The 25,899-nt window shown below is 59.5% G+C and carries 21 protein-coding genes and 4 tRNA genes; 12 read left to right on the forward strand and 13 right to left on the reverse strand.

What is annotated here, in order from left to right:
* Positions 1-64: 64 nt before the first annotated feature.
* The 6 genes from D6Z24_RS09160 to D6Z24_RS09185 form a co-directional block, all read right to left on the reverse strand.
* Positions 65-889: a phosphoribosylformylglycinamidine synthase subunit PurQ gene (locus D6Z24_RS09160; RefSeq protein ID WP_129126286.1), complete on the reverse strand. Its 825-nt coding sequence runs from the start codon at positions 887-889 to the stop codon at positions 65-67.
* Between the two features lie 232 nt (positions 890-1,121).
* The gene (locus tag D6Z24_RS09165) at positions 1,122-4,112 is read right to left on the reverse strand and encodes a phosphoribosylformylglycinamidine synthase subunit PurS (RefSeq protein WP_129126287.1); all 2,991 of its coding nucleotides are present in this window, start codon (positions 4,110-4,112) and stop codon (positions 1,122-1,124) included.
* On the reverse strand, positions 4,096-5,184 hold the full coding sequence (locus tag D6Z24_RS09170) for a mechanosensitive ion channel family protein (RefSeq protein ID WP_129126288.1): 1,089 nt from the start codon (positions 5,182-5,184) through the stop codon (positions 4,096-4,098). Before D6Z24_RS09170 ends, D6Z24_RS09165 begins: the two co-directional genes overlap by 17 nt.
* The gene (gene purB / locus D6Z24_RS09175) at positions 5,177-6,472 is read right to left on the reverse strand and encodes an adenylosuccinate lyase (RefSeq protein WP_129126289.1); all 1,296 of its coding nucleotides are present in this window, start codon (positions 6,470-6,472) and stop codon (positions 5,177-5,179) included. Before purB ends, D6Z24_RS09170 begins: the two co-directional genes overlap by 8 nt.
* Before the next feature lie 103 nt (positions 6,473-6,575).
* A complete protein-coding gene (locus D6Z24_RS09180; protein ID WP_129126290.1) occupies positions 6,576-7,346 on the reverse strand; it encodes an MBL fold metallo-hydrolase in 771 nt (256 codons plus the stop codon).
* A gap of 113 nt (positions 7,347-7,459) precedes the next feature.
* Positions 7,460-9,529: an ATP-binding protein gene (locus tag D6Z24_RS09185; protein WP_129126291.1), complete on the reverse strand. Its 2,070-nt coding sequence runs from the start codon at positions 9,527-9,529 to the stop codon at positions 7,460-7,462.
* A gap of 278 nt (positions 9,530-9,807) precedes the next feature.
* Between D6Z24_RS09185 and gap the strand changes: the two genes are divergently transcribed.
* The 11 genes from gap (at position 9,808) to D6Z24_RS09240 (ending at position 17,549) form a co-directional block, all read left to right on the forward strand.
* Positions 9,808-10,803, forward strand: a complete 996-nt coding sequence (gap, locus tag D6Z24_RS09190) for a type I glyceraldehyde-3-phosphate dehydrogenase (protein WP_129126292.1) — start codon at positions 9,808-9,810, stop codon at positions 10,801-10,803.
* A 77-nt stretch (positions 10,804-10,880) separates the two neighbouring features.
* On the forward strand, positions 10,881-12,080 hold the full coding sequence (locus D6Z24_RS09195; RefSeq protein WP_129126293.1) for a phosphoglycerate kinase: 1,200 nt from the start codon (positions 10,881-10,883) through the stop codon (positions 12,078-12,080).
* A 56-nt stretch (positions 12,081-12,136) separates the two neighbouring features.
* The gene (gene tpiA / locus D6Z24_RS09200) at positions 12,137-12,892 is read left to right on the forward strand and encodes a triose-phosphate isomerase (RefSeq protein WP_129126294.1); all 756 of its coding nucleotides are present in this window, start codon (positions 12,137-12,139) and stop codon (positions 12,890-12,892) included.
* Positions 12,893-12,970: 78 nt separating this feature from the next.
* Positions 12,971-13,369: a preprotein translocase subunit SecG gene (secG, locus tag D6Z24_RS09205; RefSeq protein ID WP_129126295.1), complete on the forward strand. Its 399-nt coding sequence runs from the start codon at positions 12,971-12,973 to the stop codon at positions 13,367-13,369.
* Positions 13,370-13,429: 60 nt separating this feature from the next.
* Positions 13,430-13,516, forward strand: a tRNA-Leu gene (locus D6Z24_RS09210).
* Between the two features lie 234 nt (positions 13,517-13,750).
* A tRNA-Leu gene (locus D6Z24_RS09215) sits at positions 13,751-13,837 on the forward strand.
* Positions 13,838-14,144: 307 nt separating this feature from the next.
* Positions 14,145-14,633, forward strand: a complete 489-nt coding sequence (locus D6Z24_RS09220; RefSeq protein WP_129126296.1) for a ferritin-like domain-containing protein — start codon at positions 14,145-14,147, stop codon at positions 14,631-14,633.
* A 142-nt stretch (positions 14,634-14,775) separates the two neighbouring features.
* A tRNA-Leu gene (locus tag D6Z24_RS09225) sits at positions 14,776-14,862 on the forward strand.
* A 70-nt stretch (positions 14,863-14,932) separates the two neighbouring features.
* A tRNA-Ala gene (locus D6Z24_RS09230) sits at positions 14,933-15,008 on the forward strand.
* Positions 15,009-15,186: 178 nt separating this feature from the next.
* Positions 15,187-16,917 carry a choice-of-anchor D domain-containing protein gene (locus tag D6Z24_RS09235; RefSeq protein ID WP_162605101.1) on the forward strand — a complete coding sequence of 577 codons (1,731 nt, stop codon included), beginning with the start codon at positions 15,187-15,189 and terminating at the stop codon, positions 16,915-16,917.
* Between the two features lie 263 nt (positions 16,918-17,180).
* Positions 17,181-17,549, forward strand: a complete 369-nt coding sequence (locus D6Z24_RS09240; protein WP_129126298.1) for a hypothetical protein — start codon at positions 17,181-17,183, stop codon at positions 17,547-17,549.
* Positions 17,550-18,248: 699 nt separating this feature from the next.
* On the opposite strand, the gene D6Z24_RS09245 is transcribed toward D6Z24_RS09240, so the two are convergent.
* From D6Z24_RS09245 to D6Z24_RS09260, 4 genes are read right to left on the reverse strand one after another with little or no spacing between them, the layout of a single operon-like run.
* Entirely contained in the window at positions 18,249-18,593 is a 345-nt protein-coding gene (locus D6Z24_RS09245; protein WP_129126299.1) for a cupin domain-containing protein, read from the reverse strand.
* Between the two features lie 32 nt (positions 18,594-18,625).
* The gene (locus tag D6Z24_RS09250) at positions 18,626-19,165 is read right to left on the reverse strand and encodes a hypothetical protein (RefSeq protein WP_129126300.1); all 540 of its coding nucleotides are present in this window, start codon (positions 19,163-19,165) and stop codon (positions 18,626-18,628) included.
* Between the two features lie 12 nt (positions 19,166-19,177).
* Positions 19,178-20,314, reverse strand: coding sequence for a M48 family metalloprotease (locus D6Z24_RS09255; protein ID WP_129126301.1), 1,137 nt, complete (start codon positions 20,312-20,314; stop codon positions 19,178-19,180).
* Entirely contained in the window at positions 20,311-21,084 is a 774-nt protein-coding gene (locus D6Z24_RS09260; protein WP_129126302.1) for a hypothetical protein, read from the reverse strand. The genes D6Z24_RS09255 and D6Z24_RS09260 overlap by 4 nt, the downstream gene beginning before the upstream one ends.
* 356 nt (positions 21,085-21,440) lie before the next feature.
* Here D6Z24_RS09260 and D6Z24_RS09265 point away from each other — a divergent pair, with 356 nt between their 5' ends.
* Positions 21,441-21,977, forward strand: a complete 537-nt coding sequence (locus D6Z24_RS09265) for a rubrerythrin (RefSeq protein WP_246014618.1) — start codon at positions 21,441-21,443, stop codon at positions 21,975-21,977.
* A gap of 30 nt (positions 21,978-22,007) precedes the next feature.
* On the opposite strand, the gene D6Z24_RS09270 is transcribed toward D6Z24_RS09265, so the two are convergent.
* The 3 genes from D6Z24_RS09270 to D6Z24_RS09280 all read right to left on the reverse strand — a co-directional run bounded on the left by D6Z24_RS09270 (position 22,008) and on the right by D6Z24_RS09280 (position 25,231).
* Positions 22,008-23,921, reverse strand: coding sequence for a UvrD-helicase domain-containing protein (locus D6Z24_RS09270; protein ID WP_129126303.1), 1,914 nt, complete (start codon positions 23,919-23,921; stop codon positions 22,008-22,010).
* A gap of 149 nt (positions 23,922-24,070) precedes the next feature.
* Positions 24,071-24,310 (reverse strand): HVO_A0114 family putative DNA-binding protein, encoded by a 240-nt coding sequence (locus D6Z24_RS09275; RefSeq protein WP_129126304.1) that lies wholly within the window; start codon positions 24,308-24,310, stop codon positions 24,071-24,073.
* 441 nt (positions 24,311-24,751) lie between these two features.
* Positions 24,752-25,231 carry a class II SORL domain-containing protein gene (locus D6Z24_RS09280; protein WP_129126305.1) on the reverse strand — a complete coding sequence of 160 codons (480 nt, stop codon included), beginning with the start codon at positions 25,229-25,231 and terminating at the stop codon, positions 24,752-24,754.
* Between the last annotated feature and the right edge of the window lie 668 nt (positions 25,232-25,899).

Raw genomic sequence — 25,899 nt, forward strand, 5'->3', positions numbered from 1 at the left:
CCCTCGCCCTCCGGGAGAGGGTGGCCGAAGGCCGGGTGAGGGAGATGCCTCACCGGAAATATTGCTAGAAGTTCTCTTTCACGTACTTCGCCGCGTTCTTGAAGAAGATGAGCCCTTCGCCCTCTTCCGGCAACTCCTCGCGGGTCCAGCGCGGGTGCTGGGTGCGGTGCACGAAGGCCTCGGGGTGCGGCATGAGCCCCATGATCCTTCCGGTCTCGTCGCAGATGCCCGCGATGGCGTTCACCGAGCCGTTGGGGTTCTCGGGGAACTCCATGGTGGCCGCCTTGTAGTTCCTGTCGGAGTACTTGAGGCAGGCGAGGTGCTTCGCCTCGATCGCCTCGAGCGTCTTCGCGTCGTCCACGAGGAACTTCCCTTCGCCGTGGCGCACCGGGAGATAAACCCCGCCTTCGATCCCCTTGGTGTAGAGCGAAGGGGAATCGGCGTCCACCTTGAGGTAGCACCAGCGGTCCTGGAAGCGGCCGCATTCGTTGTAGGTAAGGGTCGCGGTCTGGTTCAGGTAGTTCCCGGAAAGCGCCGGGAGCATCCCCATCTTCACCAGGAGCTGGAAGCCGTTGCATACGCCGAGGATGAGCTTGCCGTCGGCGATGAAGCGGGTGATCTGGTCCACCAGGCGCTCCTCTTTCCCTTCGACGGCCGCGTAGCGCAGGCGGTTCGCCTGGGCCTTCGCGCTGCCGAGGTCGTCGCCGTCCAGGAAGCCGCCGGTCAGGTTCAGGAAGTGGTAATCGTCCAGGCTCACCTCGCCGGTGAGGAGTTCGGCGATGTGGGCGATGCGCGCCTCGTCGAATCCGCCCAGCCTGCAGGCGTGGGCCGCCTCCATCTCGCAGTTGGTGCCGTTGCCTGTTATGACAAGCGCTTTAGCCTTGGTCATCTATTAAGTCCTCTATCGAAGTTGGTAGCGGGCACAACGCCAGCCATTATGGCATAACCCGCTTTTTTTCTGCATATAAAAGATTCGCGATATAAGCCCTCCTCCCCATTCCCTCTCCCCCCGGGAGAGGGTGGCCGAAGGCCGGGTGAGGGCGTTGCCACGAAGTGAGGAATCGCATCTGCCGACGCCCTCACCCCGCCCCTCTCCCGGAGGGAGAGGGAGATGGACCCGTTTACAGGTCCTTGAGCGGCGCCTGCCAGGCGGCCTTCAGTTCGGCGTTGGCGGCGTTCACCACCACGCTGCCGGAAAGCCCCTTCACCTTGAGTGCCGGCTCCTCGGTGACCGCACCGATTCTGCCGAATGCGGTCCCCGCCATCGCCTTCTCGAAGGCCTCCGCCTTCTCGGCACGCACCGTCACCAGAAGACGCGAGGCGGACTCGGAGAAGAGAAGCGCGACATCGCTCTTCCCTGCCGCATCCCCCTTGAAGGGCACCTGGGCCAGGTCGAGCTCGATCCCGAACCCGCCCGCGAAGGCGCTCTCGGCTGCGGCGACGGCAAGGCCGCCGTCGGAGAGGTCGTGGCAGGAAGCGACGAGCCCCGCGTTCAGGGCTGCGCCGTAGGCACGGTAGGTGGCTAGCGCGGCCTGAGCGTCGACCTTCGGCACGTTGTTCCCCACGAACCCTATCTGCGCCAGGTACTCGGAAGCGCCCAGCTCGTTCGCGGTGGCGCCCAGGAGGTACACCGCATCGCCCGCGCGCTTCACGTCCATGGTGACGGCGAGGCGCGCGTCCTCCATCTTGCCGATGACCGAGAAAAGGAGGGTCGGCGGGATGGAGATCTTCGTCGTGCCGTCGTAGAAGTCGTTCTTCATCGAGTCCTTGCCCGAGATGAGCGGCATGGAGAAGAAGGTGCAGTAGTCGTAGAGCGCCTTGTTGGCGCGCACGAGCTGCGCCATCTTGTAGGGGCCGTCCGGGGTCCTGTCGGAGAGGACCGGATCGCACCAGCAGAAGTTGTCCAGACCGGCGACCAAGTCGAGCGAGCCGCCGACGGCAACGTAGTTCCTGAGCCCCTCGTCGATGGCGTTTGCCGCCATGTCGTAGGCGTCGATGTCGCTGTAGCGCGGGCAGATGCCGTGCCCTACGACGACCCCTTCGAAGGAGTCGAGTACCGGGCGCACTACGGCGGCATCGGACGGGCCGTCGTTGTCGACGCCGGTGAACGGCTTGACCACGGAACCACCCTGGACCTCGTGGTCGTAGCGGCGCACCACGCTCTCCTTGGAGCAGATGTTGAGCGAGGAGAGGAGCGCCTTGACGTCGCCGGTGTAATCGGCGGACGCCTCGAGTTTCGGCTCCTCGTGCACCGGCTTTTCCCACTTGGCCGGGATCTGCATCGGGGGAAGACCCGCGTGCATGAAGGAAAGCGGCAGGTAGGCCACGGTCTTCTCGCCGTAGAGCATGTGGAAGATGCCGGAATCGGTGAAGGTGCCGAGCACGGTCGCCTCGACGCCGTAGCGCTTCGCCATCTCCATGAACTCGTCGATTCTCTCCGGGGGAACGGCGAGGCTCATCCTTTCCTGCGCCTCGGAGATGAGGATCTCCCAGGGGGCGAGACCCGGGTACTTGAGCGGCGCCTTGGAGAGGTCGAGTTGGCAGCCGCCGCACTCCTCGGACATCTCGCCGATGGAGGAGGAAAGCCCCCCTGCCCCGTTGTCGGTGATGAAGCGGTAGAGCGCCTTGTCGCGCGCGCGGATCAGGAAGTCGAACATCCGCTTCTGGGTGATCGGGTCGCCGATCTGCACCGCGGAGACCGGCGAGTTCTCGTTCAGCTCCTCCGAGGAGAAGGTAGCGCCGTGGATGCCGTCCTTGCCGATGCGCCCGCCGGTCATAACGATCAGGTCGCCGGGCAGAATCTTCTTCTGGTGTGCCGGCTCACCCTTGATGGTTGCGGGCATGAGCCCCGCGGTGCCGCAGAATACCAGCGGCTTGCCTGCGAAACGCTCGTCGAAGACGAGGGAGCCGTTGACGGTCGGGATGCCGCTTTTGTTGCCGCCGTGCTCGACACCCTCGACGACACCCTCATAGATGCGGCGCGGGTGCAGGAGACGCTTCGGAAGCTCTTTCTCGTAGAAGGGATCGGCGAAGCAGAAGACGTCGGTGTTGAAGATTAGCTTCGCCCCCTTGCCGGTGCCGAACGGGTCGCGGTTCACGCCGACGATGCCGGTGAGCGCCCCGCCGTAAGGGTCGAGCGCGGACGGCGAGTTGTGCGTCTCGACCTTGAAGACGAGGGACCAGTCGTCGTTGAACTTGATGACGCCCGCGTTGTCCTTGAAGACGGAGAGGCAGTAATCCTTGTCACCCTGGGCCGCGCGCACGTCGGCGGTGGTCTTTTGGATGTAGCTCTTGAAGAGGGAGTTGATCTTCTCGGTGTTCCCTTCGCCGTCGTCGTAGGTCACGTCCGCGGAGAAGATCTTGTGCTTGCAGTGCTCGGACCAGGTCTGCGCCAGCGCCTCGAGCTCCACGTCGGTGGGTGCCGCGCCAAGGCCCAGGCTCTTGCGCTTTTCGATCACCTCGGCATCGCGGTAGTGCGCCTGGATGATCTTCATCTCGTCCAGGGTGAGCGCGAGCACGCCGTCGCGGCTTATCCGCATCAGCTCCTCGTCGGAGACCTCGAGGTTCACCGTGTTCACCTCGACCTTCGCCTCGCCCTGCACCTTCGGCACGAACGGAGCGACGCCACCCTGCGCCTTGAAGGTCGCGGCGTCCAGGATCTGGTAGCGCTGGATCAGGGTGTTGCACAGAAGCCCGGTGGCGATCTTCTCGGCATCGGCCTGGGTCAGTTTGCCGGAGAGGAGGTACTGTACCGAGGTGTAGACCCCCTCCCCCGCCGCGAGTTCGCGCCCGAGCAGGTAACCGATCGCCTCTTTGGCGGTGCGCCCGACGTTGTCGGTGACGCCGGCGCGGAAGCCGACCTCGACCAGGAAGTCGAAGCCTGCCGCTGCGGGCTTGTCGATTGAGTAGTCCTGGATGACCGGATCGCTGAAGGGTCCGGCGGCAGCCTGCGCCAGCTCGTCGGCGGAGAGCTCGGCATCGACCGTGTAGACGTCGATGGTGCGTACCTCGGCCACGTCGAGATGGAGGAAGTGTCCGATCTCACGCTTGATACGTTCGCCGCGCGGGTCGCGGACCTCGTCCTTTAGGGTGATCTCAATCCTGTGGGGCATTGTTGGTGTCCTTTTCATAGATGACCGTCCGCGTCGGGTACGGGATATTGATGCCGTTTTCCTGGAATCTCGTAAGGAGCGCGCTGTTGATCTTGTCCTGCGCGCCGAAGACCTGGGTGTACTCGGGAACCCAGAAGAAGAGCGAGAGGTTCAGGGCGCTGTCCCCGAAGTTCACGAAGAACGCCTCCGGGGCCGGGTCCTTTAGCACCTCGGAGACGTCGAGGGCGGTCTGCACCATGATCTCCTTGGCGCGCGCCACGTCGCTGTCGTAGCCGATGCCGATGTTCACCCTCCCTTTGCCGCGCAGGTCCGGAAAGGCCATGTTGATCAGGTTGGAGTTGCACAGCTCCGAGTTCGGGATGATCAGGAGGGTGTTGTCGAGCCCCTTGATCTTGGTGCTCCGAAGGCCGATGTCCATCACGTCCCCGGTCTGGGTGCCGAGCGTGATCCGGTCGCCGATGCGGAACGGGCGGTCGATCATCAGGGTAAACCCGGAGATCATGTTCGCCAGGGTGTCCTTCGCGGCGAGACCGATGGCGAGGGAGCCGACGCCCAGGGCGGTGACCAGGGAGAGGATGTCGTAGTTGAAATGCTTGAGCGTGATGATGAGTGCGGTGACCACCAGGAAGATGGTGCAGAGCTTCTCCACGAGCGGCATGAGCTGCCGGCTCATCTCGGCCCCCGCCACGCGCGCCCCGTAAGCCTTCAAAAGCTCGTCGAGGATGCGGTAGGCGATGACGGTGAGGATGGAGATGTTCACCACGAAGAGAAGCCCCGAGGCGAGGATGCCGATCCGGTCGTGCAGCGGCAGGCGCCTGATGGCCAGGTACAGGCCGGCGCAGTTGACGAGGAGCATGGCGGGTCCGGAGACCCGCTCAAGGATCCTGTCGTCGAGATCCGTCTCCGTGAAGGAGCAAAGGCGCGTGCCGACCTTGGTCAGCAGCTGCTGCGCCAGCCTGGAGAGGAGGTAGAAAACGCCGATGATGACGGCGGAGATGAGTGCCTGCTTGCCCCAGAAGAGAAGGAAGGGATCCATCTCGTCGGGCGCCAGGTAGTACAGGATGCTATCCACCAAAGACCCTCGTGAAAATGGTGTCGACGTGCTTCAGATGGTAACCGAGATCGAAGGCTTCCTTGATCTCCTCGGCGGGAAGGAAGCCGGCCACCTCCTCGTCGTTCAGGAGTTCGGTCTGGAAGTCCTTACCCTCTTCCCACACCTTCATGGCGTTTCTCTGCACCAGGGCGTAGGCCTTCTCGCGGGAGGCGCCCGCCTCGGCGAGCTTCAAAAGCACGCGCTGGGAGAAGATGAGGCCGCGCATCTGGTTCAGGTTTCTCATCATGTTCTCGGGGTAGACCACGAGGTTCTCGATGAGCCCGATGGCGCGGTTCAGCATGAAGTCGAGCGTCACGGTGGCGTCGGGGCCGATGATGCGCTCCACCGAGGAGTGGGAGATGTCGCGCTCGTGCCAAAGCGGCACGTTCTCCATGGCGGAGAGGGCGTAGCCGCGGATCAGGCGGGAAAGACCGGTCAGGTTCTCGGAGAGGACCGGGTTGCGCTTGTGCGGCATCGCCGAGGACCCCTTCTGCCCCTTGCTGAAGAATTCCTCGGCCTCGAGCACCTCGGTCCTTTGCAGGTGCCTGATCTCCACCGCGAACTTCTCGATGGAGGAGGCGATGATGGCGAGCGTGGTGAAGTATTCGGCGTGACGGTCGCGCTGCAGCACCTGCGTCGAGCAGGGGGCGGGTTTCAGCCCGGCCTTCTTGCAGACGTACTCCTCGACCTGCGGGTCGATGTTGGCGAAGGTGCCGACCGCCCCGGAGATCTTGCCGTAGGAGATGGTTTCGAGGGCCGCCTCCATGCGTTTTAAGTTCCTGGCCATCTCGTCGTACCAAAGCGCCATCTTGAGGCCGAAGGTGACCGGCTCGGCGTGGATGCCGTGGGAGCGACCCATCTGCGGGGTCATCTTGTGCTCGAAGGCGCGGGTCTTGATGACCGCCATGAGACGCTTGATGTCGGAGATGATCAGCTCGCCCGCTTCCTTTAGAAGCATGGCGAAGGAGGTGTCGAGGATGTCGGAGGAGGTGAGCCCCAGGTGAACGAAGCGGGAGTCGTCGCCGATGTAGTCGGCAACCGAGGTGAGAAAGGCGATGACGTCATGCTTTACGGTGCGCTCGATCTCGTCGATGCGCTCCACGTCGAAGCTCGCCTTGGCACGGATGCGCGCCACGGCGTCCTTGGGAATGCGCCCCATCTCGGCGTGCGCCTCGCAGGCGTAGATCTCGATCTCGAGCCACTTGCGGTAGCGGTTTTCCGGTTCCCAGATGCGGGTCATTTCAGGACGGCTGTAACGTTCGATCACGAATAGTTCCCCCTTCTTGCATGTCTAGTTTTTTGTATGGCGAAAACAGCTGCACCGCGCGTCGCTGGGGAGGACTCCCCTTTCCGACGCCCGGCGCAAAGGATCAAGCGGAGAATACGCCGCAGACCTTGTGCTGGGCTCCGACGAAGAGGTCGGGACCGCAAAGGTTCTGGCGTTTTAAAAGCCCGTCGGCGGCGGCAAAGGCCAGCGCCGGATCGTTGTTCACCTCGGAGAGATGTGAGAGGAAGACCCCCTGCAGCTCGGGGTGCAGGAGCTCCTCCAAAAGGTTCGCCCCCTCCGTATTGGAGAGGTGCCCGTGGCGGGAGCGGATGCGCTGCTTCAGATGCCATGGATACGGGCCGTCCTGCAGCATCTGCTCGTCGTGGTTGAACTCGAGCACCAGCGCGCGGCACCCCTTGAGCTTCTCCTGGGTGAGCCGGGTGGCGATCCCGAGGTCGGTTGCGAAACCGATGCACCCCTCGCCGCTTTCGATGCGGAAGCCGACCGGATCGCAGGCGTCATGGGTGACCGGAAAGGGGTCGACCGACACCCCCTTGAAGGCGAAGGGGGAACCGGCCTCGAACTCGATGAACTCGGCCTTGCCGATGGCGTGGCGCGCCGCCTGCAGCATGAGGCTCGAACAAAGCACCGGGATCTTCAGGCGCCGGGCGAGCGTCCCCACGCCGCGGATGTGATCGCTGTGCTCGTGCGTCACCATGATGCCGTCCAGGGTGGCGGCGTCGACGCCGATGGAGGCGAGCCGGGTTATCGTCTCCCGGCCGGAGAGGCCGGCATCGATCAGCAAACGGCAGGCATCGGTTTCCAGAAACAGGGAATTCCCCTTGCTGCCACTTGCCAGGAGGCTGAGCCTCATCCATCCCTCCGAGAATTCGCGCATCGCCCGCACGGGGCTCATGAACGGCAGAAAAACCTTATTTTTATACAGGAAACGGGTGGCGGATTCAAGATGAAGTTGCTGAGTTTTGCTTAACGCAGGAGCCTGCTGTAGTCGGTGTTCCCCTCGCCCAGACCGGGCGCGAGCGGAAGCAGAATGTGGAAAGTGGAGCCCGGGAAGCGCTCCGGGTTGTAGCCGGTGGACTCGACCCAGATCTCGCCGCCGTGCATGTCGACGATCCCCTTGGCGATGGAGAGGCCAAGCCCCGCCCCCTTCGCCTTGAAGGCGACCTTGCCGCTTGAGTGCTCCTGGATGTTCCCCACCTCGTAGAACTTGTCGAAGACGCGCAACTGGTCCTCGCGATCGATGCCGATGCCGGTGTCGGTGACGGTGATCTCCAGGAACAGGTGATGCTCGCGCCCCTCCGTCGACCCCGCGGGACCGCGCAAGAGGTACTTCGCGGAGCTGCTCACCGTGATGCGCCCGCCGTCCGGGGTGAACTTGATGGCGTTACCGAGGATATTGGAGAGAAGCTGCATGAGCCTCAGCGCATCGCCGCGTATCGAGGGGAGCGACTCGTCGAGGTTCAGCACCACCTCCTGCTTTCTCATCGAGAAGAAGAAGCGCAGTTCGTTCACCGAGGCCTCGATGAGACGGTTCAGCTGGATGTCCTCGACTTTAAGCTGCAGCCTCTTCTCGTCGATCATGGAGACGTCGACCATGTCCTTGATGATGTTGTCCAGGCGCGACGCTGCGTTGGCTATGTTCACCACCATCTCGAGCACCGTCTTGTCCACCTTGTCGGCGAGGTCGGTGGTGATGAGCTCGGAATACCCCATGATGACGGTGAGCGGCGTCTTCAGTTCGTGCGACGCGAGCCCCAGGAAGGAATCCTTCATCCGGTTCAGGCGCGCGAGGTCGGCGGAGCTCTTCTCCAGGTTGAGGATGATCTCGCGCTCGCGGGTCACGTCGCGGAAGATGGCCTGCACCAGGGTCTCCGAGCCGCTTTTGATGCTGGAGGCGTGCAGCATGGCGACCATGGCGCCCCCCTCCTTCCTGGAGAGCTGCATCTCCTCGGCGATGTGCGCCCCCTCGGAGGCCTCGCGGAAGATCCGGTGCACCTTCGGGATGTTGCTGATGTTCAAAAGAAGGAGCATCTTGGTGAGCGGCAGCCCTACGAGCTCCTTCGCCTCGTAGCCGAAGAACTCCTCCGCCATCTTATTCACCATGCGGATCGAGTCGTCCGCCCCGATCACCACGATGGCGTCGCTTGCGTCCTCCATGAGCGACTTGTACAGCTCCTCGGAGCGCTCGAGGTCGGTGGAGAGGGTCTCGAGCTTGCGGTAGGAGGCCTGCAGCTCCTCGAAGGTCCGCTCCATGTCCTGGTAGTTCTTCTTGATCTCGGCGTCCCTGTTCTTCAGGAACTGCGACATGATGTTCACGTTCCTGGCAAGCTCGTTGAACTCGTCGACCTGCACCTCGCCGATATGGGTGTCGAAGGCCCCCTCGGAGATCTGCTTCACCCCTTTCAGAAGGACCGAGATCGGCTGGGTGACGTAGCGCCGCATGAAGAGCATGATGAGGGTGAAGGAGGTGATCAGGGAGAAGGCGAGCAACAGGAGGGTCTTCAGCACCATGCCGCGCATCTTGTCGAAGACGACCTGTTCGCTGAAACCGACGTGCGCCTGGGCGATCGGCTTGCCGTAGGGGCTCATCACCATGACGGCGTTGTCGTAGAAAGAGTTGTGGGCCCCGTCGAACACCATGGAGACGCGCCGCTTGTAGACCGGCTCGTCACCGGGGCGCGACTCCTCCTTCTGCGGCTGCGGCTGCAGCGGCATGGCGATGAAACGGGGATCGCTGGCGAAGAGCACGCGCCCGCCGAGGTCGGTCACCACGCAGTAGGCGATGTCCGGGTTCCCCTCGATGATCTCGCGGCACTTCTCGGAGACCCCGGTCATGTCCTTCAGCTCGAGCCCGAGGTTCAACACCTTCTCGATGTTGGACTTGAGCGCCACGGCGAGCCCCTTGGAGCGCAGGTTGAGCGCGCTCACCTGGTCCTTGCGCAACGCCATGATATCCATACCTGAACTAATGAAGATAGTAAGGAAGAGGATCAGGAAGGAGAAGAGAAGGATGCGTTTTTCCAGTGTCATTTTCATCAAGTGAATGTCCAGCAGCTTGCGTGGTGGAAAATGGTGCGCATCATGGTCCACGCCAGCATAATTTATACTTCAGCGAAAAGTCAATTATTATGTGTATTTATTCACCGGCAAAAAACGGATCGCAAGGTCTCGATTAACCGTAAAAACCCAGCCTGTACCGGCTCTTCATCGCTATCGACAATCCCGGAATTATCTTGAATAAAATCTTGACGACCACCACATCGGCTGTTAGTATGCCCAATTGTGAAGGAATACTTAATTAACGGGAGGAGCACATGGCTTTAAGAGTGGCGATTAACGGATTCGGCCGAATCGGACGTTGTGTACTTAGGGCAGCTGCGGGCACGCAAGAGTTTGAATTTGTTGCGATCAATGACCTGACTGATGCCAAGACCCTGGCGCACCTGTTAAAGTATGATTCCGTACATGGCAAGTTCCCGGGTGAAGTGTCCGTCGACGGCGACAGCATCGTCGTGAACGGCAAGGCGATCAAGGTGCTCGCGGTGAGAAACCCCGCCGAGCTCCCGTGGAAGGATATGGGCATCGACATCGTGCTCGAATCCACCGGCCTTTTCACCTCGCGGGAGAAGGCGGCGCAGCACCTGACAGCAGGCGCGAAGAAGGTGATCATCTCGGCGCCCGCCACCGACCCCGACCTCACCGTCGTGCTCGGCGTGAACGACAAGGAATACGACAAGAACAAGCACCACATCGTATCCAACGCATCCTGCACCACCAACTGCCTCGCCCCGGTCGCCAAGGTGCTCCAGGACAGCTTCGGCATCGAGAGGGGCCTCGTCACCACGGTCCACTCGTACACGAACGACCAGAACATCCTCGACCTGCCGCACAAGGACCTGCGTCGCGCGAGAGCGGCGGCCCTCTCCATGATCCCCACCACCACCGGCGCCGCCAAGGCGGTATCCCTCGTGCTTCCGGCCCTCAAGGGGAAACTGGACGGCATGGCGATCCGCGTGCCGACCCCGAACGTCTCCGTGGTGGACCTGGTCGCCACGCTCTCGAAGGCGACCGACGCGCAGGCGGTGAACGCGGCGCTGAAAGCTGCCGCCGACGGGCCGCTCAAGGGGATCCTCGGCTTCTGCGAGGAGCCGCTCGTATCCACCGACTTCAACGGCAACGCCCTCTCCTCCATCGTCGACGCCGCGTGCACCAAGGTGATCGACGGGACCATGGTCAAGGTCATCTCCTGGTACGACAACGAGATGGGCTTCTCCAGCCGCGTGGTGGGGCTTATGAGAATCATGCTCTGACAAGCGCGGAGTTTAGGACAAACCGCGGGGGGGAGCAGTCGCCCCCCCGTTTATTTTTAATGCAACCAGGAGGAAACATGTCAATTCGCTACATCGATGAAATCGAAAACCTTGCCGGCAAGAAACTGTTCATGCGCGTCGACTTCAACGTGCCGCTGGACGAGCACCAGAACATCACCGAGGACACGAGGATCCGCGCGGTGCTCCCCACGATCAACTACGCGCTGGACAACAAGGCGAAGATCGTGCTCGCCTCGCACCTGGGGCGCCCCAAGGGGGAGCGCAAGGAGAAGTACTCCATGGCCCCGGCCGCGAAGCGTCTTTCAAGACTTCTGGGCAAGGAGGTGAAGCTCGCCGTCGACTGCATCGGTGACGAGGTACGGGCCATGATCGACGCCATGCAGCCCGGCGACATCATCATGCTCGAGAACGTCCGCTTCTACAACGGCGAGGAGAAAAACGACGTCGACTTCGCCAAGGCCCTTGCCAACGGTTGCGAGGTGTACGTGAACGACGCCTTCGCGGTGTCGCACAGAGCCCACGCCTCCGTCGAGGCGATCACCGACTTCTTCCCGGTGGTAGCTGCGGGCTTTTTGATGAAGAACGAGATGAACTACTTCGAAAAAGCGATGAAGAACCCGATCCGCCCGCTGGTCGCCATCCTGGGCGGCGCCAAGGTTTCCGGCAAGATCGAGGTGCTTGAGAACCTGTGCGACAAGGTGGACAAGATCATCATCGGCGGCGGCATGGCCTTCACCTTCCTGAAGGGGATGGGTTACAACGTAGGGAAGTCGCTCGTCGAGGACAACCTCATCGAGACCGCGATGAAGACATACGAGAAGGCGCGTCAGCAGGGGGTCAAGTTCTACCTCCCGGTCGACTGCGTCGTCGCGGACCAGTTCAACCCGGCAGCCGAGACCAAGGTGACCCCGATCCAGGAGATCCCCGAGGGGTGGATGGCGCTCGACATCGGTCCCGCAACGGTCACCCTCTTCACCGAGGCGCTGCAGAACTCCAAGACCATCGTCTGGAACGGCCCGATGGGCGTCTTCGAGATGGACGCCTTCTCCCGCGGCACCTTCGCCATGGTCTCCGCCGTGGCCAACTCCTACGCGCTCACCATAGTGGGCGGCGGCGACACCGACGTCGCGGTGCACCGCGCCGGCGAGTACGCGAAGATCAGCTACATCTCCACCGGCGGCGGCGCCTTCCTCGAGCTGCTGGAAGGCAAGAAGCTCCCCGGCATCAAGGTGCTCGAGGACAAGGGGCACAAGTAAAACAGTCGAGATCTGAACCCTAATTTTATTCTGATCTGTCATTGAGGAGGGATTAGATGCGCAAGCCGGTCATAGCAGGCAACTGGAAACTGTACAAAACGAAGGACGAGGCGCTCGCCCTGATCGAGGAGCTCGCGCCGTTGGTAACCGGCGTCGACAACGTCGAGATCGTCGTGGCGCCGGTATTCACCGTGCTCCCCGCCCTCCCCGCCGCTCTTGCCGGCACCGGCATCAACCTCGCCGCCCAGGATGTCTTTTGGGAGGAGGAAGGGGCCTACACCGGCGAGGTGTCTCCGCGCATGCTGCTCGACGCCGGCGCAAGCCACGTCATCATCGGCCACTCCGAGCGCAGACAGTACTTCGGCGAGACCGACACGACGGTGAACAAGAAGATCAAGGCGGCGCTCAAAGGGGCGCTGGTACCGATCTTCTGCATCGGCGAGACCCTGGAGGAGCGCGAGGCGGGCAACACCTTCAAGGTGCTGGAGCGCCAGGTGAAGGGGGGACTCGAAGGGCTCACGGAAACCCAGTTCGCACCGGTCATCATCGCCTACGAACCGGTCTGGGCCATCGGCACCGGCAAGGTGGCCACCGACGACCAGGCGCAGGAGGCGCATGCCTTCATCCGCGGCGTCGTTGCGCAGATGCTAGGGAAAAACGCGGCCGACAAGGTGCGCGTGCTCTACGGCGGCTCGGTGAAACCCGAGAACGTCAAGGGGCTCATGAGCCGCCCGGACATCGACGGGGCCCTGGTGGGAGGGGCGAGCCTCAAGGGGGCATCCTTCGCCTCGATCGTCCGTTTCGGCGAATAGTGCTTGGTAATTTCGCACAAGTATGTTAATAAGACTTTTTGGCAGTCTCTTTGAACACTCTCGGAGGTTAGTTTTTTAATGACTATTCTACTGGTAACTCTGCATGTCATGGTCTGTTTCGCGCTTATCGTGGTCGTCTTGCTGCAGTCCGGCAAAGGGGCCGAGATGGGGGCATCGTTTGGCGCCAGCGGCAGCCAGTCCGTGTTCGGCGCAGGCGGTGGCAACACCTTCATGAGCAAGCTGACCACTTACGCCGCGGTGATCTTCATGCTGACCTCCCTCTCCCTCGCCTTCATCTCCGGCAAAGGCGGCGGTTCGTCCATCATGTCCAAGGCCCCCAAGGCCAAGCCCGCCCCCATGGGCGGCATGCCGCTGCAGCAGCCGATGAAACCGGGTGCACCCGCTACCGCACCGGCAGCCCCCGGCGCGCCCGCGGCACCTGCAGCACCGGCAACTCCCGCAGCACCGGCAAAGTAATTAATTAGAGATTTGCTGTTGACATCTCTGACGAGTAATGTTAGAAATCTGGTTCTTCCTGCCGAAGTGGTGGAATTGGTAGACACACCATCTTGAGGGGGTGGCGGGCGATAGCCTGTACGAGTTCGAGTCTCGTCTTCGGCACCAGAAAAGATCAAAGGGTTACGGTACACACCGTAACCCTTTTTTCATTCCCGCTCCCGCACGCTGGGGGCAAAGTACCCCACAGCGTGACCCGACGGAGGGACCGGCCATACCGACAGGCTCGCCGCGCCGCAGCGCGAAATAATGAACCAACACGCGCACTGAACAAAATTCAGTCAACCGGGTTTATTTTGTTGACTTCGAACTCAGCTAATGATAGTAATGTGGTTCTTCAACGCCGAAGTGGTGGAATTGGTAGACACACCATCTTGAGGGGGTGGCGGGCGATAGCCTGTACGAGTTCGAGTCTCGTCTTCGGCACCACACAAATGCAACGCTCCTGCTTTACAGCAGGGGCGTTTTTTGTTTTTACCCTTCCCTGCTGTACGATTTACAGTCACAGCCACCCATCCCCCTGTCTTTCAGCAAATCAAGAAGCTCTGCTTAGCCTCAGAAGTCCTCCACGACATCCGGAAGTTCAAACATTACACACCGCTCATCCAATCAGCGATCATCCCTCCCCTTTCCTCACAGTAAAAATCAGCAAAGTAGTCCGGTTGACAACCAATCAACACCCCATATAATGTTTACACCAACAATTTAATGATATCCAAAGACACGGGAGGGTTATATGAAAGACATGCAGGACGCACTCAAGCAGGCCATCCAGACCGAGAAGAACGCGATGAACTTCTACCAGATCGGCGCACAGCAGATGAAAGACAAGGAAGCGAAGCGGCTTTTCGAACAACTGGCGAGGGAAGAGAAGGAACATGCCGCCCAGTTCTTCAAGGCCTACCAGGGAAGCGAGCTCGGCTCGTTCGAGGAATTCATCACCTCCCCTCCCCAGAACGAGGCACTCTGGGTCAACTCCATCCAGAAGGTGATCGGTCCCGACTTCACCGAGCAGAAAGCGCTTGAGTACGCCATGGAGAAAGAGACCCACTTGGAGAAGGCCCTTCGTGAGACCGCGGCCAAGATCACCGACGCATCCATCAAGGAGATCTTCCTCTGGAACGCCAACGAGACGCACAACCACTTCCTCACGATCGAGGCCGAGTACGCGCGCATCATGGCGATGGTGGACGAGTCCGACATGGACACCTTCGTAAGGGAGTAGCGACACCAGGGGGCCTTCGAGCCCCCTTTTTAGCATCCGACGATTTTTCCGAGAGTTAGCCGCACGGCCAAAAAAGATAATCATTCAGCCATTTTTTTCTTGCACGGGAAGGCGTCCGATGCTATAAGTAGGTCTCTCGCAAGCCGGAGTGGCGGAATTGGTAGACGCGCTAGATTCAGGTTCTAGTACTCGAAAGGGTGTGCTGGTTCGATTCCAGTCTTCGGCACCAAAAGATCAAGAGGTTAGGCGACTGCTTAACCTCTTTTTTCTTCCTGTAAGTTAGGCGAGCACAATCAGATGGGGCTGTAGCTCAGTTGGGAGAGCGCTTGAATGGCATTCAAGAGGTCCGCGGTTCGATCCCGCGTAGCTCCACCATCAATCAGAAGGGTCAGGCATTTAGCCTGACCCTTTTTCTTTGTGACATTTCGCCCCTCTCCCGACATTATCTACTACCCCCCTTTATCTTCAGAGAATGCTGATAAAATCCACCTAGTCCCCGCCGCCTCCTCAACTGCTTGAATGCGCCATTAAAGCCTGAATGGAGGGAAACACAATGAGAAGACCGGTAGCAGCATTGATCTCTTTGGCAGTCATGTCGCTTCTTGCCGCCCTCTCCCCCCTTCCCGTCTCCGCTCAACCCGCACCCGGCAAGGTCCCCGTCTCGCAAGGCCCGGTGCAACGGATCAATCCTTACTTCAGCACCCAGGCCACCCTCTACAGCGACAACAGCGTCCTCGAGCGAGCCGAGATAAACGGCCCGCCAAAACCTCCCTACGGGTACCATATCCGCGCGACAACCCCGCTTCCCGCCCCCATGCAAGCCGCAGGGGTCAACACGCTGCCGGGCGTACCCGCCTTCCAGTGGGTCTTTGGCTGTTCCGCCGTTTCAGCCTCCATGATCGCCGGGTACTACGACCGCACCGGATTCCCGAACATCTATACCGGCCCAACCGGCGGTGGCGTGGTCCCGCTCACCGAGGACGCGGGCTGGGGTACCTGGACCGACAAGACCGGCGACTCCTATCCCAACAACCCGCTCATCGCCTCCCACATGGGAGTCGACGGCAGGACCACCCTGGGTTCCATCGACGACTACTGGATCTCTTACCTGAGCGGCCGGAGGGATCCATACATCTCCGGCAGGTGGACGCAGCATGAGTGGGGGGATGCCGTCGGCGACTACATGAAGACAAGCCAGTCGGCCTACAACAACGTCGACGGCTCGACCTCCTTCTACTACATCAATGCGGCCACCCCGCTCACCTGCGCCGACATGGAGGGGTACGGCGAGGCGAAACTGGATGGCACCTACGGAAGAAAACTCTTCTACGAGGCGCGCGGATATACCGTCACCGACTGCTACACCCAGATGACCGACAACGTGCATGCGGGAGGCTTCTCATTTGCCCAGTTCAAGGCGGAGATCGATGCCGGCCGTCCCGTGCTTTTGAACCTGGAAGGGCACTCGATAGTCGGGCTCGGCTACAACGACTCGAACACGGTGTACCTCCACGACACCTGGGACAGCGACGAGCACACCATGACTTGGGGGGGGAGCTACTCCGGGATGGCCCTTTGGGGGGTTAGCATCGTTAATCTCGCCTCCGCCGCGAGCGCTCCAAACCTGTCGGTCTCGCCCAACCCTTACGGCTTCGGCATCCGCAACCTGAACACCACAACGACGCAGACCTTCACCGTATCCAATACCGGGACGGCTCCCCTCGCCGTAGGCCAACTCTCGCTGTCCGGAGCCGCCGACTTCAAGGTGACAACGGACAACTGCTCAGGGACGACGGTATCCCCATCGGCAAACTGTTCGGTGCAGGTAAGTTTCACCCCGACATTGCCGGGACCGCAATCGGCTACCCTGACTATCCCCTCAAACGATCCGGACAGCCCCGCGTCCGTCTCCATCACCGGCGAAGGTACGAACCTGCTCCCCGATCTGTACGGAAAATGGTCCAAGGTGAGCAAGATCCAAAAGCGCGGTAACTACACGGTTACCGGCACGCTGACCACCATCAATGGAGGAACCGCAACCGCCGACAACGTCACTGTTAACGTCTATATCTCTACCGACGACACACCTTCCGGCAACGCCACGCTGATCGGGACCTACAAGTTCGCCGGCATCGCGGCAGGCGCGAGCAGGGCAACCTCGATACGTTACTCCACCGGGACCACGGACCCTGGGACCTTGTATCTGAAAGCGGTGATCGACCCGGCCAACAGCGTCGCAGAATCGGATGAGTCGAACAACACAGCTTTCGGTGCCATCCCCTAGTACCCTACCTTCCACTCCTCAAGAGGCAGGGGCTTAAGCCCCTGCCTCCCTTTCACCTGCCCAGCCCCCTTCCCTTCTACGGAGCGACCTCGCCTAACCGTTTGCCGGTGTTTACCGGCTCATCGGAAGCCCTGTCCCCACCGTTTATTAGAGCGGAGAGGACTTGAATTTAATTGTCTCACCCACTGTACAACCGTGGGGGGCTTGGCTATATTGAACAGCATCAACGTTAGAGTACTTTAACCATTCACACGGAGGTGACGATGCTACATCTAAAGTACGAACTATCAGGTAAAGCTTCGCTGGTGCTCAGCAACTGCCATCGGTACTACAGCGGCTTGGCTACACTGGAGTTGTATAAGAAAGCGGCCGAGCATGCGGTTCCTCTGGAGATGATCAATGCTGCGATCGTTGACGCTGAGCAAAAGTACAACGGTGCCATCAATTACGACCGCATCGCCATCGTAATGCGGAACCAGGCCTTCAAAGTCATGATCGATCTATTCAAGAAGGTCGCCGCCTATCTCCAGGTAATCGCAACCGAAGAGGACATCCCAGCTCTGCTGCAGGCGGGAGTCGAAGTGGTTGTGCCTCCTAAGAGAAAAAAAACTACCACCTCTTCGTCTGATTAGGTAGCTTCACGGTTCATCATCCTCCACTCCCTCGGGATGGAAGCCCCGAGGGAGTCTTTCCTATTACCTGAAAAATCCCCTGTCTCACCCTTGCCCTCCTTCAACGCCCCCCCAACATACGGCTTCGTGCCTTACCATACTTCATCTGGGCAAAGCGCCGTAGCACATCGCGCGACGTGTAGCACAGTTAAGGCCAAACATCACTGCAGATCTGTTATAGCGCGTGGCACATCGTGGAAGTGTCGCTCCGTTCAGGCCAACCTTAATGGTACATACTGCTATAGGTCGCGGCACAACGTGGACGTGTTGCTCCGTTTAGGCCGGACGTCACGGCACTTCGCGCGATATGTCCTGGCACATAGAGAGACGTTTGTTCCACCACCCCCTTCGTGCATGGCACATCTTGCGAGACAGAATTGGTTTGCGCCAAACGTCACGTCACATCAAGCGACAGGTAGCTCCATCAACCCCAAAGGTTACTCGATATCACACGACATGTTACTCAAAGGCTGGGATGGGACGTAGCAGTTCGGGAGATTGGCCAATCTGGCAGTGGGAAAGCGACGAGGAGAACCCTAACACCATCAGCAGCAAATCAAGATAAAAACGGCGTCTGCTACCCGCTCTATCCTGTACATGCGCTACCGCCTTCTGGTTCTCACGAATGGTAAACGCGAGGTGAGAAAGAAGCCCAGTAGCTCACCCTTTCCTGACGATGTCGACGGAAATCTCAACGGCTGGAATCGTGCCCCTGTTCTCGAGCCAGTGCATGGTGTTCCTGTCTTCGGGCCAGCCTACTCCCGGGCCATAGTCAGTGGCTATGCCGTTTCGGTGGTCGGTGATGATCCCCTGGAGTATATATACCGTGCCGGGCCTGTCTATATGGTCGTGCAGCGGCCCGAAGACGCCTCCGGGCTCGATGGTCACCATGCGCATGCGCAGTTCGCGACCCGCCATTCCCTCTATCTCGGGGCCCAGATCGACCGTTGCAAGTAACTGTACCGAGACCCCTCTCGTCTCGATGTTTGCCCTGTCGTCGCTCATGATCTCACCTCTGCGTACTTGCGAAATCCGGTTCACTGCGCCTTGGAAAGGGTGAAAGATTTGACCATTTCCCGCACCGCGGGCAGATCCCTCGCGAAATAATACCGTGCCGGAGCGGAGTAGGTGATCTGGTAGTACCAGTTATCGTGTACGAAGCCGTAGATCTCGGCGCGATACTTCAGCCCGGCTTTGGTGCTGTAAGTCAGGCGCACCCGAAAACCGGGCTCTCCCCCAACCATTGCTGGTTCATTTTCCTCCACGGCATCCACGGGGAAGTTCTGGTCCGACTGGAATTCGTCGATGACGACTTCGGCCAGCTCCTGCGGCAGCATCCCCGCAGTCACCCGTCGCTTCGTGTGGGTAAACTGCTTCTCCTCCTGGAGCCCCTTCCTGGCGATCTCCACGTTCTGCAGGGCGGGATACTCCTTAGTTATCAACATAAGCGTGTTGGTCCTTTGCTCCTTCCAGCCGGGCGGTTGGGTCATCGAAAACGGCCGGTTTTGCTCCACGGTTTTTGTCGTGGCACAGCCGCCGAGGAGAACAAGCACCATCACCAGCAGCACCTTTTTCATTTATGGCCTCCCCTAACGCAAGTTTTTAAGCATCCCCTCGATGTACGCCCGGTCCTGAGCACCTGGTTGCAGCTTCAGATACTCACCAAGCGACCTGCGCGCAAGCTCCGCGTCCTTTTCCTTGTAGGCGATAAGGCCCAGCATGCGGTAAGGCTCGGGATAGAGCGGATCCAGCCGGACCGCCTTCTGGTAAAGCTCTTTTGCCTTACCCAAATCGGGATGTTTGCCGTCGCGACGGTAAGTATCGCCCATGAGCAGGCAGGCCCGAGCATCCTCGCCACGGGCGGAGATATAACGCGTGATGCAATCCTGCGCCCTTTCGAAGTGCCCCGCCTTCATGTCCATCTCCGCGTTTTCCAGCAGCAGGACGGCAAAGGTGCGCAGGTACCCTTCGGCGTTTATCTTCCCCTTCTTGCCGTTCGCCTCGCCGGCAAGAAGGGAGTTGAAGTTGTCGAGGCGCGCCTGGAGCATCGGGTGCGAGGCGAAGAAGAAGGTCTCTTTGCGGTCTTCCGCCTTGGCCTCCTTCTGAAGGGCACCGAAGATCTTGGGTGCCTCGTAGGGATCGTATCCTGCCCGCACCAGCAACCGGAAACCTTCGCGGTCGGCTTCAGCCTCCAGCTCGCGGGAGTATCCCTTCATGGATGCAAGTGCTCCGAGGTTCCCCAGAGGGGTCAGGAGGTTCCCGGTCAGCATGCCGAGCACCGTCGAAAGGGCACTCTTGTCTTTTGCGTCACGAAGCTCCTTCACCATGTGACGATTTATGGCATGGATGCTTTCGTGGGCAAGGATCGTGGCGAGCTGCGCCTCGTTCTCGATGTTCGCCAACATGCCGGTGTTGATGTAGCCGCTGCCGTTAGGATAGATGAACGCGTTGCAGGAACGCTCCCTGATGATCCGGAATTTTATGGGCAAGACCGCGAGTTGCTCCCTGGTGACGAGCGTCTTCACCACATTGTCCAGGTAAAGCTCCATCTCCGCGTTCTTGTAGATCTGGCTGCTGTCGTTCAGCTTCTTAACTTCCTCATCGGCCCGCAGCCAAAGGCGCCGCTCATCGTCATCCTGCGGGTATGCCGTGCCGGCACCTGGCGCCGCAAAGGCGGCAGGACAGCAAAGTGCCAGGAGCACGAAGAAGATGCAAAACCTGATCATTTCTTCAGTCCCGGGAACTCGTCGAGGGCCACTTCGACGAAACCTTTTGCCAAGTCCGGATCGCGCAGGTTGGTCGACCCGCCCTTGATGTTGTGCCAGAGAACGGTTCCGTTGCGATCGACCAGGGCGATCCTGAGGGTCGTCCCCTCCCCTCTCGGCACGACGACGACACCCGTAAACGCCGACATCATCACGCCTGAGACTGTGCCGAGGACGTTCACCGCCTTCTTCCCGGCACTGGCGTACTGGTCCACGCCATGAACGAGGAGCAGGGCATCGGCGCCCGCCGGGTCCAGAATCTTGGGTATCGGCCCGACCGAGTAGTCGGCACCCGCCTCGTATGTTGTCGGGGCGCTTGGAGTGAATCCAGGCTGTGCCGGAGCGACATGCCGCATTATGGCGCTGCTGACCACCGGAAAGAGAGCGAGGACTTCCTTCATCTCCTGCTCGTTTTGAGGGTCCGGCTTCAATACCGATATTTTGGTGCCGGAGCCTTCGAACTGAGCGAGCACGGCCTTGGTGACGTTGTCACTGGCTAGGCCTGACCATTCATCCATGAGCTCGGGGACGCCACCGGCAGAAACGAGGTAGACCTTTATGTCCGGCTTGGCGAGAACGACGCTCTTTATGTTCTGACATTTCTGTGAGAGGGCGGGATGAGTCTGGATCGTCCGCGGCGCGGCACACCCAAGCAGCAAGAGGGAGAAACCTATGGCGATAAGAGCGAGACGTCTACATCGTTTCAGGTTGTCCATAAAGCCTCCGATCATGGTCAGGAAAAAAGCGCTATAGAACAAGTAAGGGTTGTTGTAACAATGAACTCAAACACACAAAGATTTTATGTCACAGTCAAACATTGTCAAAAGCAGCCAGTCTAGAATCATTGCGACAACCAGCTGAGTTCGAGAGGTCCTCACCCCGTTTCACCTACAGAGAATCCCTTGATTTTCCGAATTTTATCTGGTAAAAGTCTGGTCGAATTGAATCCTTTGACACCGGCATCGCTTGTACGATCACGGTATTGCAGCCACTAAGCAACAGGGGACCAGCTATTTTAGCTGGTCCCCTGTTGCCGTTTTGGAGGAGCGTAGGTGAAAGACGGACACCCAGTCAGGAGAATTTCCCCATGATCAGCAGACAGAAGATACTGCAGAAAGAGAATGCACAGACCTTGAAGCTGCCCATGGACCAACTGCAGTTCTTGCAGCAGTGTGCGGGATTCGAGTCCAAAGTGGCGACTTTATACCACTATTTCTCCGACCTCTTTGCCGATGAGGAAAGCCTTTCCATGCTGTTCAAGAAGACGGCTGTGGAGGAGGAAAATCATGCCCAGCAGTTCCACCTGGCGGTCAGGCTGCAAGGGAGTGGTATGAAAGCGGTCAAGACCGACGTCACGAAAGCGTCTGCCAACCTGAAAAAACTGGAGGAAATCGTCGAGCGCCTGACGGGCTCGACGCCGTTTCCAGAAGACGCCCTTGACATGGCCATCCGCCTGGAAGAGCAGGTGGCGCTTTTGCATATGGCAAATGTGGTGCATTTCCAGGACGCGGGGCTCAAGCAGCTTTTCGAGGCGATGATGGCGCATGACAACGGCCATGTCACCATGTTGAAGGATTACCGGGAGGTCATCCGTATGGGGAAAAACGCGATGGAATTATGCTGACGCCGTGATGCGAGCGGAAAGTTACGCACGTCACGCAAGGGAGGCAGCGGCACTCTCGCGGAGCCCATGGGCCAGCGGCTGGTGATGGACGATGTGCAACGCCTTGCACGCGCGGGTGATCGCAACGTACAGGAGGTTTCGGTCCGGATCGGTCTGGCGGTAATCGAAGGAGCTTGGGTTGTAGAGGATCACGTTGGTGAATTCAACCCCCTTGATGGCGTGAGCATGGATCACCTGGACCCCGGGCGAAAAGGAGACCTCACCTTCGGCGTGCAGACCTGGAACGCCGGAGAGCGCTGCGTGCAGCGCCTTCACGTCAGCCTTCTTCTTGCAGATGACGCCCGTGAGCGAGCCGGGTGCGGCCTGCACCAGTCCCTCGACGATTTCCCTGATCTTGGCCGTCGACTCGGCGGCGTTTCTAGTGGGGTGGAAATCGAGCGCACCGGAATGGGCCTTGGTGGTATCGGCGCTCCGCCCGCTCACCTGGGCGGCCAGATCGACGATCTCCTTGGGACAGCGGTAGGAAACGGTCAGGTTCTCCTTTTCCAGCCCCTGCGAGTGGAGCTGGGCCATGACGCTCGAGAACCCCTGGGAGTCGAGGAAACTCAGGATCTGCTGCTTTTCGTCGGCGCAGATGGTGATGCTTCGCGCAGCGGAGGTGGCGGCCACGATGGTACGCAGCTCAAGCGAGGAGAGATCCTGGGCTTCGTCGACCACGATATGGTCGTAGGCGTTCAGCGCCCCTAGCACCACGGCCCCTGCCGGGCGCCGGAGTTGCGCCAGGCGGAGCAGGATGCTGACATCGGAGAACGAGACGGTCCGCTCCTTCGCCTCGAACTTCCTTTGAGCCGTCCGCTGGAACTCCGCGCCGGAATCGGTGCAAAGTGCTGCGAAGACGTAGTCCTGCATGAGGAAGCGCCACAGGTCGGCGACCGGCTCGATCTTCGTGGTCTCCTTCACGTATTTAGCGAGAAGGGCCGGAACCCGGCTCCCTTTTTTCTGCGCCCCGAAGGGATCGTCGAAGACCGTCTTCAGCGAGTGCACGCCGAGGGCGGCAAGGGCCGTCAGGGACCATGCGCTGTAGGTATCCACCCGGACCGGACCGAGAAGGGTGTCGCTGCTTTGTTTCACGTAGTCGCGCAGGACCCTGTTGAACATGAGGACGATGCACCGCTCCGGGCGGTACCTCTCGGGGGCTTCGAACATGAGGTAGGAGAGCCTGTGGAGCGCCACCGTGGTCTTCCCTGCCCCGGCCGCACCGTTTATCACCACCACGCCGTCTTTGAGCTTCGTGATGGCGCGGAACTGCTCGGGAGAGATCAGGGCCGCGATGGAATCAACCATCCGGTGGTCTTCGGTGCGCTCCTTGGTGTCGGCGGTCGACTCGCCGGCCGAGCCGTTCTTGTGCCACGCGCCGCCGCGCAGCTCGTAGGTCTCCGAAGGGGTCTCGATACGTTGCAGCGCCTTCCTGTTGATGGTCACCTTGTCACGGCGGGTGATCACCCCTTCCCTCTCGACCCCCCTGATGGTGAGCTCGTACTCCTCCCCTATCTCATACCCCTCGTAAAAGGGGCCGGTGATCTCCGCTTTTCTCCAGTCGATGACGACCACCTTTTGGCCGTCCATGAGCGTCTGGTTGCCGATCAGGTACTCCTTCTTCCCGATCCTGCGGTCGTTGTCGTGGATGCCCAGGATGCCGAAGTAGGGAGAGGCCTGCTGGGTGAATTCATGCAGGTATTTGCGCGGCGAGTGGTGCCCGTGCTCGATCAGTTTCTCCGCTAGATCGTTCTTCTCGCGCCAGTCCACCGAGGAGAGGCGCTGCTGTTCCAGCTCCTTCGTGTACGCCTCGTGCCTCGCAATCGTCTGCAGGCGGTCCGCCGCGTAGCGTCCGATCGCCTCGTGTACCCTCTCCAGCCGTTCTATTTCCTGATTTACGATTTCCATCAACTCCCCATACCGAACATAAAAAAGCACCCGCAGGAAAACCCGCAAGTGCTTTGTAACTTTGGTTCCATGATACGTGCAGCGCTTCGTCCTGGGAAGCTCCACGCGGACTAGATATAGCGAGATTCAAGCCCTCTTTCAAGCACTTTCTACGCCGAGTGGGTCAGCTCGAATTCAACTCTCACGTCAGTGGCGTTAACAATCGGTTTCAGGTGTTTGTGTTCCTTGATCAAGGTCACGATGCCGAAGCGCTCCATGGTCTTAAGAGTTCTTGACAGGTTGCTGCTTTTCCGGCCTGATAGCACTTCCAAATCCTTTAAGGATTGCGGCTTCTCCTTTGAAATCAAAGCAAGCAATTCCCTGTTTTCATTGCTAAGTACCTCAGCCATTGGCGACCAGAGTTACGCATGAATTGGTGGAGGGCAAAAAAAGAAACTGCTTTGGGAGGTTGCCGCTGTACATGGACTCGTTTTTAGCAAGTCTAGACGCGGTCTCTGACCAAAGCAGTTTCGTTGGTGACTCCCGGCGGCAATGCAGCGTTTTTAATGCTAGCAGTGTCTACGTCAGCGGTCGGTTTTTTCAGGACCGAGGCTGGTGGAGCGGGAGCCTTTACCTGTTTCTGAAGCTTGTCGTATTCGGTAGATGTGTTTGGCATCCACTCGGTACGGTCTTCATAGCAGGTAATAGCAATTATCTGCCTATCTGCTGGAAAAGCAAACAGGAATTTTGGACACAACGTGCACCAGAATTCCCGTGTGCCTCTCTACCCAATTCGCAGGCGCCAGGTGCCAGGCATCGCCACCTTGCGCCTCCAGGCCCACCGGCTAGGATCAGGTCACTGCGATATCCAGGGTACCTTCCCACAGACCGTGGAGGTTGCACTGCTGTTTCGCCACCAGAGTCACCTTCCCGGTCGACGCGGCCTCTTTGGGGACCACAACGGTGAACGCAACTTTCGGTACAAGGTACCCCCTCGGCTGCAAATCAACTCTTCCAGCGGGCTCGTTGCCAAGGCTGAGATCGATAAAGCCTATCCAGTGGGCCGGCATCATACCGTGGAGCACTTCCCCGACCGATACTTCCACGGTGAAAGGCTTGCCGGCTGTTACTGAGACAGGAGCGGTGATGACAGGTGCATGGCTTTTCTCAAGCGGAGTCTTTTTAGTTGGGTCCTTTACCCTGTTGATTGTCTCGAAGAGCCTCATGTCCACTTGGGTCGGAAAATAGCGTTCGGCCGCCGCAACCGTTCCAGCGAAGCCCGCTACAAAGGTGCCGGCAACTGTGGTTTTCAGAAAAGCCCGTCTGTTCATTTCAAACCTCCTCATGATATTGTAACCAGTCTGTTAACGATAGTCCCCATCTGAGTCTAGTGGCTGGACGAGACAAGTCAACGGAAGGCCGCTCAAAATAGCAGTGCTGGGGGGCTGCAGGCCCGGGGGGACGGAGTTGATGAGTTGACTAAGAACAGAAAATGGCAGGAATAGCCAACAGATCAACACCGTCCCCTTAATCCACCTTAATCCCTTAGTTGAGGTTGCCGATCGTATAGGAGTGAGTTCTGAAGAGATTATTGGAAGAACAAGGGGACACGTATAAGCTTAGAGGTTCGGCAAGGACAAACTTATTATCTAATACCTGTCCCCATAGCATGCCATGGTACGGTTCCCTGCTCTAGTAATTCTCTAATTCGTTGACTCACAACATCGTAGACTTTACACATGGTTAAACCTCCTTGAAATAAAAAAGCCAGACTCTTAATAGTCTGGCGCTTGGGTAATTCGTATTGGTTCAAAGAGATACATAAAAGGTAACCGACCAAACAGCAGCGAGAATTAAAGGCTAATGGAATGTAAGAGCCGAAGGCCTTCGCAAAAACAGTTAGTTATAACGAGCCGAATACTCAATGTACATTTAGGGAAGTTGCGCGGGAAGTGGAAAAGATCTGAGTTGCGGAGGCAGGGGGGCACGCTGTGGGCAC

Origin of the sequence: Geomonas oryzae (assembly GCF_004117875.1) — a bacterium.
GTDB classification, from domain to species: Bacteria; Desulfobacterota; Desulfuromonadia; order Geobacterales; family Geobacteraceae; genus Geomonas; species Geomonas oryzae.